This window comes from Methylobacterium sp. AMS5 (assembly GCF_001542815.1).
GTDB lineage: Bacteria > Pseudomonadota > Alphaproteobacteria > Rhizobiales > Beijerinckiaceae > Methylobacterium.
This window is the reverse complement of the sequence record NZ_CP006992.1, coordinates 3,324,772-3,343,862: the sequence shown is the minus strand read 5'-3', so window position 1 is coordinate 3,343,862 and position 19,091 is coordinate 3,324,772. Positions and strand designations below refer to the sequence as shown.

General features: G+C 68.7%; 19 protein-coding genes. 12 read left to right on the top strand and 7 right to left on the bottom strand.

Translation table 11 applies throughout. The features are described from left to right. Positions 1–100: 100 nt before the first annotated feature. Positions 101–1,336: an adenylate/guanylate cyclase domain-containing protein gene (locus Y590_RS15040; RefSeq protein WP_060770568.1), complete on the top strand. Its 1,236-nt coding sequence runs from the start codon at positions 101–103 to the stop codon at positions 1,334–1,336. 43 nt (positions 1,337–1,379) lie between these two features. Here the strand turns inward: Y590_RS15040 and Y590_RS15035 are convergent, their stop codons facing one another. The 6 genes from Y590_RS15035 to Y590_RS15015 form a co-directional block, all read right to left on the bottom strand. Beyond that, positions 1,380–3,380 (bottom strand): OmpA family protein, encoded by a 2,001-nt coding sequence (locus tag Y590_RS15035; protein WP_060770567.1) that lies wholly within the window; start codon positions 3,378–3,380, stop codon positions 1,380–1,382. Positions 3,381–3,592: 212 nt separating this feature from the next. Beyond that, positions 3,593–5,254, bottom strand: coding sequence for a porin (locus Y590_RS15030; RefSeq protein WP_060770566.1), 1,662 nt, complete (start codon positions 5,252–5,254; stop codon positions 3,593–3,595). Positions 5,255–5,580: 326 nt separating this feature from the next. Then, positions 5,581–7,404, bottom strand: coding sequence for an ABC-F family ATP-binding cassette domain-containing protein (locus Y590_RS15025; protein ID WP_060770565.1), 1,824 nt, complete (start codon positions 7,402–7,404; stop codon positions 5,581–5,583). 255 nt (positions 7,405–7,659) lie between these two features. Further along, entirely contained in the window at positions 7,660–7,881 is a 222-nt protein-coding gene (locus tag Y590_RS25780; RefSeq protein WP_056202649.1) for a hypothetical protein, read from the bottom strand. A 107-nt stretch (positions 7,882–7,988) separates the two neighbouring features. Further along, positions 7,989–8,306 carry a polyhydroxyalkanoic acid system family protein gene (locus Y590_RS15020; RefSeq protein WP_060770564.1) on the bottom strand — a complete coding sequence of 106 codons (318 nt, stop codon included), beginning with the start codon at positions 8,304–8,306 and terminating at the stop codon, positions 7,989–7,991. Positions 8,307–8,432: 126 nt separating this feature from the next. Further along, positions 8,433–8,780: a septal ring lytic transglycosylase RlpA family protein gene (locus Y590_RS15015; protein ID WP_056203827.1), complete on the bottom strand. Its 348-nt coding sequence runs from the start codon at positions 8,778–8,780 to the stop codon at positions 8,433–8,435. A 429-nt stretch (positions 8,781–9,209) separates the two neighbouring features. On the opposite strand from Y590_RS15015, the gene Y590_RS15010 reads away from it, so the two are divergent. Then, positions 9,210–10,406 carry a site-specific DNA-methyltransferase gene (locus Y590_RS15010; protein ID WP_083530982.1) on the top strand — a complete coding sequence of 399 codons (1,197 nt, stop codon included), beginning with the start codon at positions 9,210–9,212 and terminating at the stop codon, positions 10,404–10,406. Between the two features lie 65 nt (positions 10,407–10,471). On the opposite strand, the gene mutY is transcribed toward Y590_RS15010, so the two are convergent. After that, positions 10,472–11,686, bottom strand: a complete 1,215-nt coding sequence (gene mutY / locus Y590_RS15005) for an A/G-specific adenine glycosylase (protein ID WP_060770562.1) — start codon at positions 11,684–11,686, stop codon at positions 10,472–10,474. Positions 11,687–11,736: 50 nt separating this feature from the next. Here mutY and Y590_RS15000 point away from each other — a divergent pair, with 50 nt between their 5' ends. The 10 genes from Y590_RS15000 (at position 11,737) to Y590_RS14955 (ending at position 19,081) form a co-directional block, all read left to right on the top strand. Further along, positions 11,737–12,156: a hypothetical protein gene (locus Y590_RS15000; RefSeq protein WP_286161754.1), complete on the top strand. Its 420-nt coding sequence runs from the start codon at positions 11,737–11,739 to the stop codon at positions 12,154–12,156. 132 nt (positions 12,157–12,288) lie between these two features. After that, positions 12,289–12,765, top strand: coding sequence for a DUF721 domain-containing protein (locus Y590_RS14995; protein WP_060770560.1), 477 nt, complete (start codon positions 12,289–12,291; stop codon positions 12,763–12,765). Positions 12,766–12,976: 211 nt separating this feature from the next. Continuing rightward, on the top strand, positions 12,977–13,630 hold the full coding sequence (locus Y590_RS14990) for a DsbA family protein (protein ID WP_060770559.1): 654 nt from the start codon (positions 12,977–12,979) through the stop codon (positions 13,628–13,630). A 163-nt stretch (positions 13,631–13,793) separates the two neighbouring features. Continuing rightward, positions 13,794–14,147, top strand: coding sequence for an AtpZ/AtpI family protein (locus tag Y590_RS14985; RefSeq protein ID WP_060772304.1), 354 nt, complete (start codon positions 13,794–13,796; stop codon positions 14,145–14,147). A gap of 136 nt (positions 14,148–14,283) precedes the next feature. Beyond that, the gene (locus Y590_RS14980; RefSeq protein WP_003601124.1) at positions 14,284–15,039 is read left to right on the top strand and encodes a F0F1 ATP synthase subunit A; all 756 of its coding nucleotides are present in this window, start codon (positions 14,284–14,286) and stop codon (positions 15,037–15,039) included. Between the two features lie 60 nt (positions 15,040–15,099). Beyond that, the gene (locus tag Y590_RS14975; RefSeq protein WP_003601125.1) at positions 15,100–15,327 is read left to right on the top strand and encodes a F0F1 ATP synthase subunit C; all 228 of its coding nucleotides are present in this window, start codon (positions 15,100–15,102) and stop codon (positions 15,325–15,327) included. Positions 15,328–15,524: 197 nt separating this feature from the next. Beyond that, positions 15,525–16,130 (top strand): F0F1 ATP synthase subunit B family protein, encoded by a 606-nt coding sequence (locus Y590_RS14970; protein ID WP_060770558.1) that lies wholly within the window; start codon positions 15,525–15,527, stop codon positions 16,128–16,130. A gap of 89 nt (positions 16,131–16,219) precedes the next feature. Next, positions 16,220–16,705 (top strand): F0F1 ATP synthase subunit B family protein, encoded by a 486-nt coding sequence (locus Y590_RS14965; RefSeq protein ID WP_201026793.1) that lies wholly within the window; start codon positions 16,220–16,222, stop codon positions 16,703–16,705. A gap of 367 nt (positions 16,706–17,072) precedes the next feature. Beyond that, a complete protein-coding gene (gene glyA, locus Y590_RS14960; RefSeq protein WP_060770556.1) occupies positions 17,073–18,377 on the top strand; it encodes a serine hydroxymethyltransferase in 1,305 nt (434 codons plus the stop codon). 149 nt (positions 18,378–18,526) lie between these two features. Then, positions 18,527–19,081 (top strand): RrF2 family transcriptional regulator, encoded by a 555-nt coding sequence (locus tag Y590_RS14955; protein WP_286161753.1) that lies wholly within the window; start codon positions 18,527–18,529, stop codon positions 19,079–19,081. Positions 19,082–19,091: the final 10 nt, after the last annotated feature.

Sequence of the window (19,091 nt, the reverse complement as noted above, 5' to 3'; positions counted from 1 at the left end):
CCGAACATCTGGGCAAGGCCGCTGTGCCGTCGATTTCCCACAGGCATCGCCCGCCCGATGCTTTTGGATCGCCGCAGGGGCGCGGATAGAGTGGGCCGCCATGGCCATCACGGACCCGATCTTAGCCTCTGCCCTCCGCGACATCGAAACCCGACTGATCGCGCGCGCGACCGAGTCGGATGAGGCGGAAACGATCATCGCGGAACTCTGCGAGGCGCTGGCCGCGGCGGGCCTTCCGCTCTGGCGCTTCAGCTTGGCGGTGCCGGTCATCGACCCCGTCTTCCGCGGGGTGAGCGTCGCGTGGCGGCGCGGACAGGGCACGGCGGTGTTTCCGACGGTGCACGGACCGGAGGGCGAGGACACGGTCTTCCGCAGCCCCGTCGGCTGGCTGCGGGCGAACGACCTTTCCTTCGTGCGCTGGCGGCTCGACCGTTCGAACGGCTGTCCCGATCTACCGCTCCTGAGTGAGCTGAGGCAGCAGGGTGCGACCGACTACCTGCTCCACGCCGCCGCCTTCGCCCCCGGCAGCGCCATGGAGGGCGTCGGCATCTCGTTCGCCACCGACCGGTCCGGCGGCTTCACCGGGTCGGAGCAGGCGGCCTTGGCCGGCCTGGTGCAGGTGATCGCTCTGGTCACGGCCAAGCTCAGCCTGTCGCACACGATGCGCGAGATGCTCGGCACCTATCTCGGACCGGCGACGGGGGCGCGGGTTCTCGCGGGCGAGATGCGGCGCGGGCAGAGCACGGTGGTCCACGCCGCGATTCTGCTCGCCGACCTGCGCGGCTTCACGGCGGTGGCGGATCGCGACGACCCGCTGAAGGTGGTGGGCTGGCTCGACGAGCATTTCGATGCGCTCGGCGAGCCGGTGCAGCGCCATGGCGGCGAGATCTCGAAATTTCTCGGCGACGGCTTTCTCGCCGTCTTCCCCGTCGCCGAGCCGGATGCCCTCGCCTGCCCGGCCTGTAGGGGCGCGCTCGATGCGGCGCGCGAGGCGCTGGCGCGCAACGCCCGGCTGAACGCGTCCCGCCGCCATGGTGGGCTGCCGCCCCTGGAGGCGGACATCGTGCTGCATTACGGGCGTGTCGTCTCCGGCAATGTCGGCACCGACCGGCGCCTCGACTTCACGGTGATCGGCCGAGCGGTCAACGAGGCGAGCCGGATCGAGCGGCTCTGCGACGGCTTGGAGCGGTCGCTGCTCCTCTCCGATGCCTTCGCCCGACGTTGCGGGGCATCGCTCGTCTCGGTCGGCGAGTTCGCCCTGCGCGGCGTCGGGCGCAAGCAGCGGATCTGGGGGCTGGCCCCGGAAACGGACGGTCCGTCGGAGGGGGCGGCGTGAGGCGGAGCGCCCGAGCCTTGCCCGCAGCGCGGCGACGAGCAGGTCACGAGCGCAGGCTGAGGCCGATTCCCTGGCGGTCGGAGAGCGGTGCGACGCCCGTCGGCGCGGCAGCGCGTTCCAGCGGCACACCGGCCTTCTGGAGGTAATCCACCACCGCGAGCGCCCGTGCCCGCGCGAGGTCGGCGCTGGCTTCCACCCGCTCGGCTTCAGTCTTCTCGGGCTTCGGTTCAGACTTCGTTTCTGGCTTGGCCGCCTCCTGCTTCGTCTCGGCCTTGCCCTTGCTGCCCTTGTTGGCCTTCGCGTCCTTCTTGGTGTCCGCCTTGGCGGGCTTGGGTGCCGTCTCCTTCGCGGCTTCGTCGGCAACCGGGTCGGTCTGGGCTTTGGGCTTCACGCCCACCGGGTCGAGATGACCCACAACTTCGATTCGCTCCGCCGGACAGGCACGCGCCAGCGCCGCGACCGCGTCGAGCACCGGATAGAACTCGGGCGCGAGCGCCGTGCTGCCCGGGGCAAAGCGCAGGGGATGCCCGGCGGTGCGCTCGGCGAGGCGCTGGCCGCACGGCCCCATATCGGCCGTCGCCGAGGGGGCCGCGTCGGAGGTGACGGCAACCGTGGCGTTCCAGCCCGCCGGCATCGCCTTCGGCAGGGATCGAGCGAGGCGGGCAGCGCTCTCGGGATAGAGGCTGGTGCCGGCCAGGCGCAGGCTGGTGCCGGTGATCGTCAGTTCGCCGCTTGCCAGTGTCGAGAGCGGATCGACCGCTGCCGCAAGGGCCGCGCCCAGATCGGCCGGTGCACCATCGGCCAGCCGCGTGCGATCGTGGATCGATTCGCGGAAGAATCGGGGGTTGAGCCGGGCGAGCAGCGCCTCACGCGTCGCCCGATCCGGCAGATGGCCGCTCACCGTGACGCTGTCGCTGCCGCGGCGAATGCGTAGGACGTAGGGGACGATGGGACGGGCGGAGAGTGCCACGCGGCCCGCGGCGATTCCGGGAGGCCGGGCGTCGCGCATCAGCGTCTGCGCCTCGGCGACCGCGCCGGCATCCAGCGCATTGCCCTCGATCGAGACCACCTCGCCCTCGTAGCTGACATGCCCCTCGTGCAGGAGGCCCGCGAGTTGGAAGACGAAGCGCATCAGGGCCGGGCCATCGATACCCGGCGGCAGGCCTCGGGCGTCGCGCAGGCGGTCGTCGATGGCCGCCCCCTCCGCGGCCTCCGCGGCGGCTGCCCGGATCTCTTCGCGGGCGCTTTCCGAGGCGACGTGGCCGTTCAGTTCGAGGCTGCCGTCCGGCCGGCGGGAGACACCGAACCGGAAGTCTCCGACGACCGGCGGCGTGATCTCGATCGTGCCGAGGGTGTAGCCCTGGGGCGGGGTTGCCAGCGCCGTGCGCAGGGCATCGTAGGCGGCCAGACTCGCTGCTTCGCCGCGAATCGAGATGACGGTGTCGTTGAGCGTGGCGACCGCGCCGGTGGTGAGATCCTGAAGCCGCTCCACGGCGAAGGCTGCGGCATCGGGGAAGTCGCGCGGTGCGCCCCGTGCGGCCCGGGCGTTGTCGCTCAAGGTGGCGTCACGCGGCAGGGCCGGCTTCAGGCGCTGGGCCAGTTCGAAGGCGCCGACCTCGGCCGGGCGGCTGCCGGTGGCCTCGACGCGGCCGGCGGCGGGGCGCTCCACCGACCAGACGAAGGGAGAGACTTCCTCGATCACACCGGTCCGGTCGGTGAGGCGGCGGATGCCGTCAATGGCGGCGAGCCGACCGACGACCGCCTCGCGCTGGGACGCCTCCGGCGCTTCGCCCGTCGCGGTCAGGTCGCGGCCTGCCACCGAGACCCTTAGCCAGGGCTCGGGCTGCCCCTCTCCGGTCGCGGCGGCGATCGCCGCCGCCTCCCGCTCGAGGCGTTCCGTGACGCGCAGCATGCCGAAATAAGTTGCTGCGGCGATCAGCGCGAGAAGCGGAAGGCCGGCGATTAAGCCGGCTCGAATCAGGCGAGACCGGAATGTGCGGCCGTGCGGCGGTACTTGCGAAGGCGTGGACGACAGCGTGGACATGGGCTCGACCTCCTCGGCGGCCGGCGATGATGGCCAGAAGACAGGCCTATCGGGGCGCTTTGAAGGCCGCGTCTGTTTCGCGCCGACGGGCGGCGATGCGTGCTGCCCGTGGTCCGCCCCCGCTTGGGGCAACAAAAAACCCCGGCCGCGAGGCCGGGGTCTGGAAGGTGATCGTCGTGTCCGGCTCCCGCGCGGGCGGGGGCCGGTTCGGCTTAGAAGTCGCGCTGCACGCGGAAGCGGGCCTGGAACACGTCCTCGCTGCTGACGGTGCGGGTCGGGATGTTGTTCACGAAGGCGCCCTTGTCGCTGTCGGAGACGCGACCGTTCTTGACGCCCGTTTTGATGTACTGGCCCTCGACGCCGATATCGAGATCCTTGACCGGCGACCAGATCAGGCTCGCGCCGGTGACGACCTGATAGGTGTCGCGCAGAGCGGGGCTGAGGTTATAGCCGGTGGCGTTGGTGAGGTAGGAGGGAGGCGCCACGGTCGAGGCCGCGCCGACTGCCGAGTTTGCCTGGCTGACCGCCTGGCGGGCGCCCTGCGAGAACCAGATCTCACCGTAGCTGGCGTAGAAGGCCGAGCGCCATTCCGGCGACCAGTAGTGGAGGTAGGACGCCACCGCCGTGAAGCTGTTGGACAGCTCGATGCGGCCGGTCAGCGGGTTGACGATCGCGTCGGCGAGGTACTGGTTGAACGGGTTGCCCGCGTAGACCGAGGCGTTGCTCAGGTAACCGGCGGTGAAGCGGTTGATGCCGGTGTAGAACGAGGCACCCTCGCCGTAGGCACCCTGAAGGTAGAGGCCGTCGCCGGGGGCGATGAAGGGCAGGTTGAACTTCATGCCGCCCTGGATCGCCCAGCCGTACTCGGTCTGCGCGCCGGCGTTGATGCCGCGTGCCGCCAGGGCCGCCGCCGTGTTGCCGGCCAGCGCGGCGCCGGTGCCGGGAACGCCGATCGAGGAACCCGCGATGAAGCCGCCGGTGTTGATGTCCTTGACGGCGGCCGAGAACTGGGCCGAGCCCCAGGCGGCGTCGTAGCGCAGCGAGCCGACGAAGTCGGGCAGGCGCGAGCGCTGCACGGCGTCGATGAAGGCCACGGCGGTGGCGTTGCCGGCGGCGTTGGTGCCGAGGATGATCGGGGTCGGGGCCGTGGTGAACACGTTGTTCAGACCGGCCTGGCCGGGGACGAGACCCGTGCTGCCGGCCGCGTCGGAGTAGAGCGGGTTCTTGCGGTAGTTCGGGTCTTCCATCGACAGCGTGACGGACCAGCCCTCGCCGAACTTCTGGGTATAGGCGAGCAGGTTGGTGGACGGCAGGTCGGAACCCAGCGATGAACCGATGATCTCGAAGTCGTGGGCGTAGAAGTCGAAGAACGAGGAGGCGCGACCGGCGGTCAGGCCGGCGAACTGTACGAACGCCTTGTCGACGTTGATGAAGTTCTGAATGCGGCCGAGCTGGTCCTGGCCGGTGCCGGAGAAGGCGTAGGCGCCGCGCAGGTTCGTGCCGGAGGAATACTTCGTGTTGCCGGTACGGCTCGCGGCGTCGAGGCGCAGGAAGGCGCGCAGGGTGCCGTAGCCGGTCTGGGTACGGGCATCGAAGTTGAAGCGGGCAAGGCCCGTGAAGCCCGAGATATCGCCGCCGCCGGGGATGTCGCGGTTGTCGCTGCCGATATAGCCATACTCGGCGCGGGCGCGGCCGGAGACACGCAGGCAGGTATCGGTACCGGGAATGTAGAAGAAGCCGGCTCCGTAAGCGGTGCAGACGCGGACGTACTCGATCGGAACGGCCTTCTTCACCGGAAGGTCGGCGGCCTGAGCCCCACCCACGACGGCCAGCCCCGCTGCCGATCCAAGGAGAAGGCTCTTCACGAGCTTCATGGTATACCCTCCAGAAGTTTCGAGACCCACGGGATCGGACTTCTGTTCTAGCCGGGCGCCCACCATCTCGTGGTCGTTCCGGCCCGTCCTTTTTTCCCTTGGAGCTTGGCCCTTCCCATCCGGGTGTCGGCCAAGCCGCAGCGGGGTTATCCCGTCCGCAGCGGCACCATGAGCGAGCGTGGCCGTACGAGCAACAGAGATGACTGTCTCGGAGCTGACACAAAGCAGCTTCCCTGCACTCTGTTGCAGCCTCGCAACTTAATCCCCGTCCGCCAGCAAAAGTTTTCCACGGATCGAAGCGTTGTGCAGGGTTCGTCGAGGGTCGGTCAGCCGCCTTGTGCCTCGCGCTGCATCTCCAGGGTCAGCCAGCGCTCCTCGGCAGCGGCCAGTTCGGCTTCCGCCGCACCGAGCATGGCGGTCGCCTTCTGAAAGCGGCCGGGATCGCGGCTATACAAGCCGGGATCGGACAGGACCTCGCGCAGTTTGGCGATTCCCGTTTCCAACTCGGCCATGCGGACGGGCAGGGTCTTCAGCTCGTGCTGCTCCTTGAAGCCGAGCTTGTTCCGCGCCGAAGCGGTTTCCGTTCGCGTCGCCTTCTCCCGCGGCTCGGCCCGTTCGCGGGCCGGCTTCTCCCGCCCGTCGCTGCGTGCCTCCACGCCGCGCCCGCGCTGGGACAGCATGTCGGAATAGCCGCCGGCATACTCGACCCAGCGCCCCTCCCCCTCGCTGACCAGCACGGTGCCGGCCACCCGATCGAGGAAGTCGCGGTCGTGGCTCACCAGAATCAGAGTGCCGGCATAGTCGCCGAGCATCTCCTGGAGGAGGTCCAGGGTTTCGAGGTCGAGGTCGTTGGTGGGCTCGTCGAGCACGAGGAGGTTGGAGGGCTGGGCGAGCGCTCGAGCGATCAGCAGCCGGTTTCGCTCGCCGCCGGAGAGGACGCTCACGGGCGTGCGCGCCTGTTCGGGCGCGAACAGGAAGTCCTTGAGGTAGCCGATGACATGGCGGCTGCGCCCGCCCACCGTGACGCTGTCGCCGCTTCCGCCGGTCAACACCTCCGTGACGGTCGCGCTCCCCTCCAGTACGGCACGGGCCTGATCGAGATGGACCATGTTGAGGCTGGTTCCGAGACGCATCTCGCCCGAATCGGGCGCGAGCGCGCCGGTCAGCAGGTTGATCAGCGTGGTCTTGCCCGCCCCGTTCGGGCCGACGATGCCGAGCCGGTCGCCGCGCAGCACGCGCAGGGACAGGTCGTGGACGATCCGGCGCTCGCCGTAGGATTTCGAGACGTGCCTGGCTTCCGCGATCAGCGTGCCGGAGGCCTCGCCCTCGCTCGCCGTCAGCACCGCCTGCCCCACCGGGCGGCGGTGGTCGCGGCTCTGCTTGCGCAGGGTCTGCAGGTCGGAGAGGCGACGCACGTTGCGCTTGCGCCGGGCGGTCACGCCGTAGCGCAGCCAATGTTCCTCGTCGGCGATCTTGCGGTCGAGCTTGTGCTTGTCGCGCTCCTCCTCCTCGAAGAAGGCGTCGCGCCACGCTTCGAAGCTCGAGAAGCCCTGCTCGATTCGGCGGGTCACGCCGCGGTCGAGCCAGATGGTGGATCGCGACAGGGCCGAAAGAAAGCGCCGGTCGTGGCTGATGATGATGAGGGCCGAGCGCGTGCGTTTCAGCTCGGATTCCAGCCACTCGATGGCGGGGAGATCGAGATGGTTGGTGGGCTCGTCGAGCAGCAGGATGTCGGGCTCGGGCGCGAGCGCCTGGGCGAGTGCGGTCCGGCGCGCCTCGCCGCCCGACAGGCGCTGGGGGTTCTCCGTGCCGTCGAGCCCCAGACTCTCTAGGAGATAGCGGGCGCGATGCGCGTCGTCGCCCGGCGCGAGGCCGGCTTCCGCGAAGGCCAGCGTCGTCTCGAAGCCGGAAAAGTCCGGCTCCTGCGCGAGGTAGCGGATGGTGGTGCCGGGCTGCACGAAGCGCACGGCGCGATCCGGCTCCACCAAGCCCGCGGCGATGCGCATCAGGGTCGATTTGCCCGAGCCGTTGCGGCCGACGAGGCAGGCGCGCTCGCCGGGTGCGATCGTCAACTCGGCGCGCTCGATCAGCGGGGTTCCGCCGAAGGTGAGCGCGACGTCTTGAAGGGTGAGAAGCGGGGGAGCGGCCATGCCGGGCTTATGGCAGCAGCCGCACTCCGGAACAACGCAAGTGGGCCGCGCCTTTAGAGCGACTCGCAAAACTCACGGTCTCTGGCCGTTCTCGTTCTGGCGATGACAGCGCGGCGGGCGTTTGATGAGAGACGCTGAGGGCGATCGCCGGAAACCGAGGGCCCTGGTGTTTTGCCGGCCCCGATTGTCGGCGCCCGCCTCCGCGGATTCAGGCTTTCGCGTCGTGCGGAGCCGGCGTCGCTTCGGGTGAAGCGTTCAGGCGGTCGGGTTGGCCGGGCCGGTCGGCGTTGAATCCGGAAGGCCGGGGCTCTCGACGGGAATCTCGGTCGGCGTGGTGCTGGGAGCCTCGGCGGGCGTTCCGCCGGGGATTTCAGGGCCGGGACCGGGCTCGGGGATCTGGGGGGAGTCGGGCGTCTCCGGTCCAGGCGTCTCGGGGCCGGGCACGGGAGTCTCCGGGATCGATCCGGGATTGGCCATATGGGTCGAAGCCTCGCTGGCGGCGGGCACCGTGCCGCCGTGTCACGCCAACGAGGCGTCGCGGAGCGGGTTCCCGTAGTCCGCTCCCCGCGATGTCTCGGCCCCGGCTATTTCTTCGTCAGGAGGAGCTTGTTGCCCTCCTTGCCGACGATCTTCTGGATCTTCTGGGCGAAGATCGAGAGCAGCAGCGGCATGCGCACCTCGACGCGAACCACGTCCTGGCCGACATCGATCTGGCCGTCCACGGTCTGGGCCATGGCCGTGACCGAGTAGTCGAGCCGGTCGCCGGTCCAGGTCAGGGTGTTGATGGCGATGCCGCTCTTGCCGAGCGCCTCGCGCACGCGAACGGTGCCCTCGTCGATGCGCCGCCGGGCCTCGTCGCGGCCGAGTTCATGCGGAATCTCGACCACCATCGGCTTCGCCATCTCGGCTCCTCATCCCTTTGCAGCCCGGATCGAAAAGCGTTCCGGGCCTGCGCGTCCTCGTTGAGACGAAGATGGGAAGCGGGCGGTTCCCCGGCAACGCCGGATGGAACGGAGGCGGTGCCCGCCTCAGCGCACCACGTTGAGCGAGACGTAGCTGACGCCCGACATGCCGATGGCGCGGGCCGAGCCGCGGGCCAGATCGATCACCCGGCCGCCGACGAACGGGCCGCGATCGTTGATGCGCACCACGACCGAGCGGCCGTTGGACCGGTTCGTGACGCGGACGCGGGTACCGAAGGGCAGGCTGCGGTGGGCGGCGGTGTAACCATTGGGGTTGAACCGCTCGCCATTGGCTGTCTTCTTGCCGCTTCCGTACCAGGAGGCCCGGCCACCCTGGGCCTGAGCGGGCAGCGCCGAGAGGGCACCGATGACGGTGGCGAGGCAGACGGCAGCGGTCCTGTTGGAAACCTTCATCGAGGATCGCATTCCCTTGTTTTTGCGACGTGTTGTGAGCGCCGCGGAAAATGAGCCCGATCCCGGCTAAAATAAGACGCGGATTTTGCACTGCGGTATGAGGCCCGGATCAGACTAACGATCGCTGTTTCAGGATTTTGGGCCACGGCAAGAATTGATTACTTGGCGCGACGCCGGCGCTCGGTCTCTCGATATCCGCACAACTTGTCGCAAAAGAATTCAGCGTGGCTCCGCCTTCGGCCGGGAAAGCCTTGCCAAAGCTTCGCGCCCGCTTGCCCGAGTGGCAGCACAGCCTTGCATTCGATGCATGGCGAAGCCCGGCAAAAACTGCCGCCCCATATCGAGACGCAACCGTACGCCGACGGCAAACGCGACCTTTACCGTGATCGGGGCATGGTCCGGTTGTCAGTCGCGTAACCGGTGTTTGCCATGGCTTCCCCGCGTACCGCGGTCGTCGGCGCCACCGCCCGGAATCAAGTCTCGCGTACCGGGCGGATCGCGTCGGCGCCGCGGATGGGTCTTGCACCCTCCGTTCAGCGTCTTCCCAGCACCTTACCCCTCGACGAAATCCTGATCGGCGACTGTATCGCCGCGATGGACCGTCTTCCGGCCGAAAGCGTCGACTGTGTCTTCGCCGACCCGCCCTACAACCTCCAGCTCGGCGAGGCGGGACTGACCCGTCCCGACCAGAGCGTGGTCGATGCCGTCGACGACGACTGGGACAAGTTCTCCAGCCTTGAAGCCTACGACGACTTCACCCGTGCCTGGCTGAAGGCCGCGCGCCGCGTGATGAAGCCGAACGCCACGCTGTGGGTGATCGGTTCGTACCACAACATCTTCCGGGTCGGCAGCGCGTTGCAGGATCTCGGTTACTGGATCCTGAACGACATCGTCTGGCGCAAGGCCAACCCGATGCCGAACTTCCGCGGCAAGCGCTTCACCAACGCGCACGAGACCCTGATCTGGGCCTCGCGCTCGCCGCAGGCGAAGTACACCTTCCATTACGATGCCCTGAAGGCCGGCAACGAAGACCTTCAGATGCGCTCGGACTGGTTCATCCCGCTCTGCACGGGCGAGGAGCGGCTGAAGGATGAGGCGGGCCGCAAGGTCCACCCGACCCAGAAGCCGGAAGCGCTCCTGGCCCGCACGCTGCTGGCGGCGACCAATCCCGGCGACGTGGTGCTCGACCCGTTCTTCGGCACCGGCACGACCGGCGCGGTGGCCAAGCGTCTCGGGCGCCACTTCATCGGCTGCGAGCGCGACCCGACCTACGCCACCGCGGCGCGGGCCCGGATCGACGGCATCGAGACGCTGTCGGCCGCCTCGCTGGCGCTCGCGACGCCGAAGCGGGCGGAGCCGCGCATCCCGTTCCTGAGCGTGGTCGAGGCCGGTCATGTCCGCCCCGGCGAGACGCTGACCGACGAGCGCCGCCGCTTCCGGGCGACGGTGCGGCCGGACGGGCAGCTCAGCGTCGGGCCGGCGATGGGCTCGATCCACAAGGTCGGCGCCCTGGTCCAGGGCCTGCCCGCCTGCAACGGCTGGACCTTCTGGCACGCCGAGCGCGGCGGAAAACTCGTCTGCATCGACGATTTTCGGACTGAGATGCGGGGCCAAGCCGGGGCGTAGCGCTCGTCTCGGTTTCGAAAGGACAAGTCCTTTCGCGGGTGCAGGGCAGAGCCCTGCATCTTTCCCTATCGTGTCCGAACCGGTTTCGGCGCCTTCTTGACGATCCGCGCCAGATCCGAGGGCCGCGACGAGGCGAGCTTCGGGATCGGCCCACGCCGCGGCGGCGGCTCGGGCTCGGGAAGCGTGGCGAGATCGGGTTCGCGGACCGGAACCGGCTTCGGCGCCACCACGGGCACCGGGCCGGTGAGCGCGTGGGCGAGCACCTTCTTCATCGCACCGGGCAGCGGCTCGGTCTCGAGCGCGTCGCGGGGGGTGAAGCGCATGCCCTCCGGCGGCTTCGTGTCCGCCGCGACGCGGGCGAGAAACACCGTGAGTTCGAGCGGGAAATGGGTGAAGCCGTGCTTCACCACGCCGGGCAGGCGCTTCCAGCGGGCATCGAGCGGCGCGTCGAGCAGGCCCTTGGCCGGATCGTAATCGGGCCGCCAATCGCTCGTCGGCGGTTCGGCCATGGCGCCGAGCAGGCCTTCCGGCGGTCGCGTGCGCAGCAGGACCGCCTCGTCTCCGGCCCGTAGCGCGACGAAGGCCGCGCCCTTTCGCAAGATCCCCTTCTCCTTCTTCAACTTGCGCGGAAACGTCTCCTGCAACCCCTCGGCGCGGGCGCGGCAGGGCAGCATCCAGGGGCAGAGGGCGCAGGCCGGGCGCTTCGGCGTACACAGGGTGGCGCCGAGATCCATCAGCGCCTGCGCGAAATCGCCCGGCCGCCGGTCCGGCACCAGGGCCTGGGTGAACAGGCGGATCTGGGCGCGGGCGGCGGGAAGCGGCGTCTCGATGGCGTGGAGACGGCTCATCACCCGCTCGACATTGCCATCGACCGCCGCCGCCGGCCGGTCGAAGGCGATCGCGGCGATGGCGCCGGCCGTGTAGGCGCCGATGCCGGGAAGCTTGCGCAGGCCGTCTTCGGTGTCGGGAAACCCGCCGGCGCTCGCGACCGACTTGGCGCAGGCATGCAGGTTGCGGGCGCGGGAATAGTAGCCGAGCCCGGCCCAGGCCGACATCACCGCCTCTTCCGGCGCGGCCGCGAGCGCCGCGACGCTGGGAAACAGCGTCAGGAATCTTTCGAAGTAGGGTTTGACCGCCGTGACGGTGGTCTGCTGCAGCATCACTTCCGAGAGCCAGACCCGGTAAGGGTCGGCCGTCTCACCCGGCAGCGCCCGCCAAGGCAGTGCCCGGCGGTGGCGGTCGTACCAGGTGAGGAGGTCGGCGGCCGAGGCGGCGGGCATGGCCTGTCCATAGCGGGAGCGCGGCCGCGAAAACAGCGCCTTGCCGAAATGTGACGCGGCTGAACGCCGAGCCTTCCGCACCCACCGAAGGCCGGCCCGGCCTGAACGCATTCCAGCCTGCGCCGAAGGCCGCTATCTTGGGCTGTATGATCCAGGCGCTCCTGATCCTCTTCCTGTTCGTCGCCGGTCCCGGCGTCTTGCTGATCCTGTGCCGCATGGCGATCGGCACCGATTTCGCCATCATGCTTTGGCGACATGCCGTCCGCTGGATCTACGCCGTCCTGCTCCTCGTCGGTGCGGCCGGCCTTGCGCATTGGGGCCTCGTCTCGGGCGTGGCCGAAACGGATACGGGACCTCGGTATTTCATGGCGCTCTGCCTGGAATTCGTGACCTTTCTCTCCGCCTTCATCGCCTGGACGATCGCGAACGTCCTCAAGCGAAGCCGTTCCAGGGATCCGGTTCATGCGTGATGCCGGGACAGGCCGAGAGGGCTGATGTCACCGGCTCGGGAGTCTCGCTTCCGACTCCCGCGCGGACCGCATTTCGGGTAGGTTCGCCGGAGGGACGCGCTGACCGAGCGGCCCTTGTGTTCCGGAGTGCCGATGGCGCGCGTCAAACCGCTGAGCGAACTGATCGAGGGCTGCATCGGCCCGGCGTTTGCCGCGCAGGGCTTCGCCTCCTCCGACATCCTCGCCGCGTGGCCGGACATCGTCGGCGCGCGGCTCTCCGAGGCCTGCCAGCCGGTCAAGCTCGAATGGCCGCGCCGGGCCCGCCGCGACGCGGAGGGCAGGCCGGAGCCCGGCACCCTGGTGGTGAGGGTCGAAGGCGCCTTCGCCCTCGAACTCCAGCATCTCGCGCCGATCGTGATCCAGCGTGTCAACGCGCATTACGGCTGGGCCTGCATCGGCAAGATCGTCATGCGCCAGGACCGCGTGCATCGGGCCACCCGCCGCGCCCCGCAGATAGCCCTCGACCCGGCGCGGCGCGGCGAGGTGGCGCTGGCGGTGGCGCGCATCGAGGAGGAGCGCCTGCGCGACGCCCTCGACCGGCTCGGCATCGCCGTGGTCGCGCGGCGATAGCGACGCGAGCCAGGGCCTCCTGCTGGATACCTGATCCAGGACGATGCTTTGGCGACGCATCAACGCAAGGACGTGCGGGCGGCGGCGCGGCGTGATAAGCGGCTCGCGAAAGGCCGTGCGGCGACGCGTCCCCCGGCCGGACGGAGCCGTTCCGTCCTATCCTGCGCGGTATCGGGCCGAATGCGGCCCGCGAACGGAGCCCGCCCCTGCCATGATCACCCGGCGCGACGCCCTGAAACTGACCGGCCTTGCCCTCGGCACCGCCGCCCTGCTTCCCCGCCTGACCTTCGAGGCGCTGGCGCAATCGGCTGACACGGCCGCGCTGATGCAGCCCGGCCCCCTCGGCGATGTCTGGCTCGGGCCGGCGGACGCCAAGGTGACGATCATCGAATACGCTTCGATGACCTGCTCGCACTGCGCCCACTTCCACGCGACGACGTGGCCGGTGCTGAAGGAGCGCTACATCGACACCGGCAAGGTGCGCTTCACCCTGCGCGAGTTCCCGCTCGATCCGCTTGCCACCGCCGCCTTCATGCTGGCCCGCTGCGACGGCGAGGCGAAATACTACCCGATCACCGATCTGCTGTTCGACCAGCAGCAGAACTGGGCCTTCGTGCGTAAGCCGCAATCGCCCGTCGATGCCCTGGAACAGCTCCTGCGTCAGGCCGGATTCTCGAAGGAGAAGTTCGAGGCCTGCCTGAAGGACCAGAACACCTACGCCGCCATCAACGCGGTCAAGACCCGCGGCCTCGACACCCTCAAAGTTGAATCGACGCCGACCTTCTTCATCAACGGCGAGAAGCGCGCCGGCGCCCTCTCGATCGAGGAAATGGAGAAGATCATCAAGCCGATCCTGGGGGCCTGATCCGGCTTCCGAAAGCCGTGGAAAAATCAAAAATTATGTTGTTCCATCAACAACTTAATAGGCAGTTTGGCCGCCTTGACACTCAAGGTTGGCGAAACTATGGTGCGCCGCGCCGAGGGGGTGAATCCTTTCCCTCCGCTCCCGACGACGTGTGGGGTCGCCCGTGAGCGGCGGCCCGGCAGGTGATGGGAGCGGGCCGGAAAAGGCTCCCGCCGACGGCGATCTCTCCGCGAGGCTCAAGCGTCTCGAGACGCAGCTCGAAGGCAAGCGGCCCAACGCCGCGCCCGACAGGCTTGCGCGCACCGGCTCGTCCGGCGGGGCTGCCCCGCTCGGTCAGGCCATGCGGCTCTCGACCGAGTTCATCGCGGGTGTGATCGCCGGGGGAATCCTCGGCTACATCGTCGATCATCTCCTCGGCACCAAGCCGTGGGGCATGATCGTGCTGTTGATGCTGGGCTTCGTGACGGGGATCTACAACGTCATGCGGGTCAGCGGCTTCAGCGCCAAGAAAAACTGAGAAAGATCGCCGGTATGGGTCTCCAAGACGCCTCAAGGGTCTTGAGACTCGCCCGGCATCGTGTAAGGGCGACGCGCGACAGACGGGAGCCGCAAAGGTTTCCTCGCGCGACACACAAAGGGGCGGAAGCGGGCACATGGCGGTCAGTATCGACCCGATCCACCAGTTCGAGCTGCAGCCGCTCGTCTCGCTGGGTCACATCGGCAACCAACAGCTCGCGTTCACGCAATCGGCTCTCTACATGTTCGCCGCGGTGGGCATCATCGCGCTGCTGACCATCGTGGCGACCTCCGGGCGCTCCGTGGTTCCGGGCCGTCTCCAGGCGCTGGCCGAGACGCTCTACGAATTCATCGCCGATACGGTGCATCAGGCGACCGGCGAGGACGGCAAGCGTTTCCTGCCGCTCGTGTTCTCCCTGTTCATGTTCGTGCTCATCCTGAACCTGCTCGGGATGATCCCCTACGCCTTCGCGGTGACCAGCCACCTCATCGTCACCTTCGGCCTCGCGCTGGTCGTGATCCTGACCGTGGTGATCTACGGCGTCGCCAAGCACGGCACCCACTTCCTCGGCGTGTTCGTGCCGTCGGGCGTGCCGAAGCCGCTGCTGCTCATCATGGTGCCGATCGAGATCGTGTCGTTCCTGTCGCGTCCGATCAGCCTCTCGGTTCGTCTCTTCGCCAACATCCTGGCCGGCCACATCGCGCTGAAGATCTTCGCCTTCTTCGTGGTCCAGCTCCTGGTTGCCGGCGCCTGGGGCGTGCTCTCGCCCCTGCCGCTCGCGCTCACCATCGCGCTGACGGCTCTCGAGTTCCTCGTCGCGGCCCTTCAGGCTTACGTCTTCGCGACGCTGACGGCGGTCTACCTCGCCGACGCCCTCCACCCCGGCCACTGATCCTTTCCGGCCGGACCCTTCCGCCCTCAACGAACCCCGTTCGAACTTCAGGAGTGTTTCATGGATCCCGTCGCTGCGAAGTACATCGGCGCCGGTCTCGCCTGCCTCGGCATGGCGGGCGCCAGCATCGGCCTCGGCAACCTGTTCGGCCAGTTCTACGCGGGCGCCCTGCGCAACCCGTCGGCCGCCGATAGCCAGCGCACCAACCTCCTCCTGGGCTTCGCGCTCACCGAGGCGCTCGGCATCTTCTCGCTGCTCGTCGCGCTGCTGCTCCTCTTCGCCGTCTGACGCGTCGTTCATCGGGGGAGCGCGGGCCGGCTAGAGAGCCCGCCCCGCGCTCCCCCGCTCGTTGAGAGCGCCTCGCGAAACCTCCTCTGCTCGGTCGTCCGTCCCTCCGTACGGCGGCGCAGCGGAGGTTTCGTGAGAGACTCCGATCCGGCCGCTCCGCCCGCGGAGCCGGCCTTCCGACGTCACCGGACAGGGCCATGGCCGAGCAGAAGAATCCCCTCACGACCCCCTCCCCGAACGCGGACACGACGATCGTCCCGGCGGGAAGCCCGCACGCCCATACCGAGCAGCCCTCCGGCGGCCATGGCGGCGCCTTTCCGCCCTTCGAGAGCCACACCTTCCTCTCGCAGTTGATCTGGCTCGCGCTGGCCTTCGGCCTGCTCTACTACCTGATGTCCAAGGTTGCGCTGCCGCGCATCGAGGCGATCCTCGGCGACCGCGCCGGCCGGCTCTCGTCCGATCTGACCGAGGCGCAGCGCATGAAGACCGAGGCCGACGCCGCCGGCGAGGCCTACGAGAAGTCTCTGCGCGAGGCGCAGGCGAAGGCGCAGGCCATCGCCCAGGAGACCCGCAACACCCTCTCGGCCGAGGCTGAGGCCAAGCGCAAGACGCTCGAAGCCGAGCTGAACCAGCGGCTCGCCGCCTCCGAGGCGACCCTCCGCACGCGCACGAACGAAGCCATGGGCAATGTCCGCGCGATTGCCGGCGAAACCGCCTCGGCGATCGTCGAGCGGCTGACCGGCCAGGCCCCCGACCAGGCGAGCCTGAACCGCGCCCTCGACGCGACGCCCGCCGTACACTGATCCGAGGGCCGGCCCGTTGCCGGCCCCTCCCATCCGACCCCGCCCGGCCCGCCGGGCGGAAGGCCGATCAAGGGTTTGAAACCGACATGTTGTTGACCGCGGAATTCTGGGTCGCCGTCGCCTTCGTGGCGTTCCTGGTCATCGTCTGGCGGGTCGGCGGCTTCTCGATGATGACCAACGGCCTCGACAGCCGCGCCAAGCGCGTGCGCCACGAGCTCGACGAGGCCCGCCGCCTGCGTGAAGAAGCCGCGGCCGTGCTCGCCGACTACAAGCGCCGCCGCACCGAGGCCGAGCGCGAGGCCGAGGCCATCATCGCCGGTGCCCGCGAGGATGCCGAGCGCATCGCCGCCGAAGGCCATGCCCGCCTCAACGATTTCGTGGCCCGCCGCACCAAGAGCGCCGAGGCCAAGATTGCCCAGGCCGAGGCGCAGGCCTCCGCTCAGGTTCGGGCCGCGGCGGCCGACGCAGCCGTGAAGGTCTCCGAGACCCTGCTGCGTGAGCGCCTCCAGGGCGCGGCGGCGCAGGATCTCCTCCGGGCCAGCCTCGGCGACGTGAAGAGCCGCCTCCAGGCCTGAATCCGACACCTCCGATCGAACGGGCCCTTGCCGGGTTTCGGCAAGGGCACGGCGCAAATCCGCAAGCGGCGTCGATCGGACCCGCTAAGGTCCTCGGACGCACTCGCGGAGCCAGCCACTCAACGACTTGATCGGTCCTGCGACACCCGGCCCTGCCGGGTGTTTTCGCGTGTAGAACCGGCCGGATGCGCCGCAGTGCCGCATCGCGGGGCCGATCCCGTTAAAAATTTTGAAGACAGGCGAAAAATCACCTGTGCTTGGCCTGTGGTGCCGCGGCGTGTACGAATAGTGCCTGAAAAACACCCCCGTGAACGCCGACGGGAGAACGGGTGGGTTTGCCCGTAAACAACGAAAAGAGGCTACGCTCATGAGCGCCGGAACTGCGACCGACAACACCGACCTCGACACCTTCTTCTCGGCTCATCTTGCCGAAACGGATCCTGAGATCGCCAAGGCCATCTCGCAGGAGCTGGGCCGGCAGCAGCACGAGATCGAGCTGATCGCGTCTGAGAACATCGTCTCGCGCGCCGTGCTCGAAGCGCAGGGCTCGGTGCTGACCAACAAGTACGCCGAGGGCTATCCGGGTCGGCGCTACTACGGCGGCTGCCAGTTCGTGGACATCGCCGAGGAACTGGCGATCGATCGGGCCAAGCGCCTGTTCGGCTGCGGCTTCGCCAACGTGCAGCCGAATTCCGGCTCGCAGGCGAACCAGGGCGTGTTCATGGCCCTGATGCAGCCGGGCGACACCTTCCTCGGCCTCGACCTCGCGGCCGGCGGCCACCTCACCCACGGCGCGCCCCCGAACGTCTCGGGCAAGTGGTTCAAGCCGGTCTCCTACACCGTGCGCCGCGAGGACCAGCGCATCGACATGGAGCAGGTCGAGCGCCTCGCCCAGGAGCACAAACCGAAGGTGATCATCGCCGGCGGCTCGGGCTACCCGCGTCACTGGGACTTCGCGAAGTTCCGTGAGATCGCCGATTCCGTCGGCGCCTACTTCTTCGTCGATATGGCCCACTTCGCCGGCCTCGTCGCCGCGGGCCTGCATCCTTCGCCGTTCCCTCACGCGCACGTCGCCACCACGACGACGCACAAGACCCTGCGCGGCCCGCGCGGCGGCATGATCCTGACGAACGACGAGGCGCTGGCCAAGAAGTTCAACTCGGCGATCTTCCCCGGCCTCCAGGGCGGCCCCTTGATGCACGTCATCGCCGCCAAGGCGGTGGCCTTCGGCGAGGCGCTGAAGCCCGAGTTCAAGATCTACGCTCGCCAAGTGATCGACAACGCCCGCGCGCTGGCCGACACCATCATCTCCGGCGGCTACGACATCACCTCGGGCGGCACCGACAACCACCTGATGCTGGTCGACCTTCAGAAGAAGGGCCTGACCGGCAAGGCGGCCGAGGCGGCGCTCTCCCGGGCCGACATCACCTGCAACAAGAACGGCGTGCCGTTCGACCCGCAGAAGCCGACGATCACCTCCGGCATCCGTCTGGGCACGCCGGCCAGCACCACCCGCGGCTTCGGCGTCGCCGAGTTCAAGCAGGTCGGCTCGCTGATCGTTCAGGTGCTCGATGGTATCGCCGAGAAGGGCGATGGCGGCGACGCGGCGGTCGAGGCGGCGGTGAAGGAGAAGGTCCACGCCCTCACCGATCGGTTCCCGATCTACGCCTAAGCCCGATCGAAACACGTCCGGCCCGTCATGCGGGACGTTGCGGCCGCGGATCTCCCGATCCGCGGCCGCTGTCGTTTCGGGGCTGCCTCAGAGTTAATCCATGTCAGGTTTGTCGTTCCGGGGAGTGTACACGTCGTTGCATCCTTGAAATGATGTGGGTTGAGCATCCTTCACCTGAAGGTTGCGCGGCACCGCTCGGGAGGGCGACCCTGCATCTCTCGCTTCACACGGATTACGGCCTGCGTCTGGTCATGCACCTGACGCTGGCGGAGCGGGGAGCCTGGGTCGCGACCCCGGCCGTTGCGCAACGCTTCGATATCTCGGTGCACCACCTCCAGAAGATCGCCCAGACGCTGGTCCGGGCCGGTATCGTCGAGGCGAGGCAGGGCCGCTCCGGCGGCGTGCGTCTCGCACGGGACGCCCGCGAGATACGGCTCGGACGGCTCGTCGCCGATCTGGAGGGGGTCGGGACAGTGGTCGATTGCAAGCGCGACCCCTGCCCGCTCATGGGCCGCTGCCGCCTCAAATGGGCCTTCGACGCGGCGGAGCAGGCGTTCTTCCTCGAACTCGACCGCCTCACCCTCGCCGACGTGGTGGCTGGACCGACGGCAGCCGCACTCCGCGCCCTGTTTCGCGCCGAACCGGGAGACGGGGGTGCGACGCCCGACACGCCTGTTCCGACCGATCCCACTCCTGGCAATTGAGCGGCGGGTG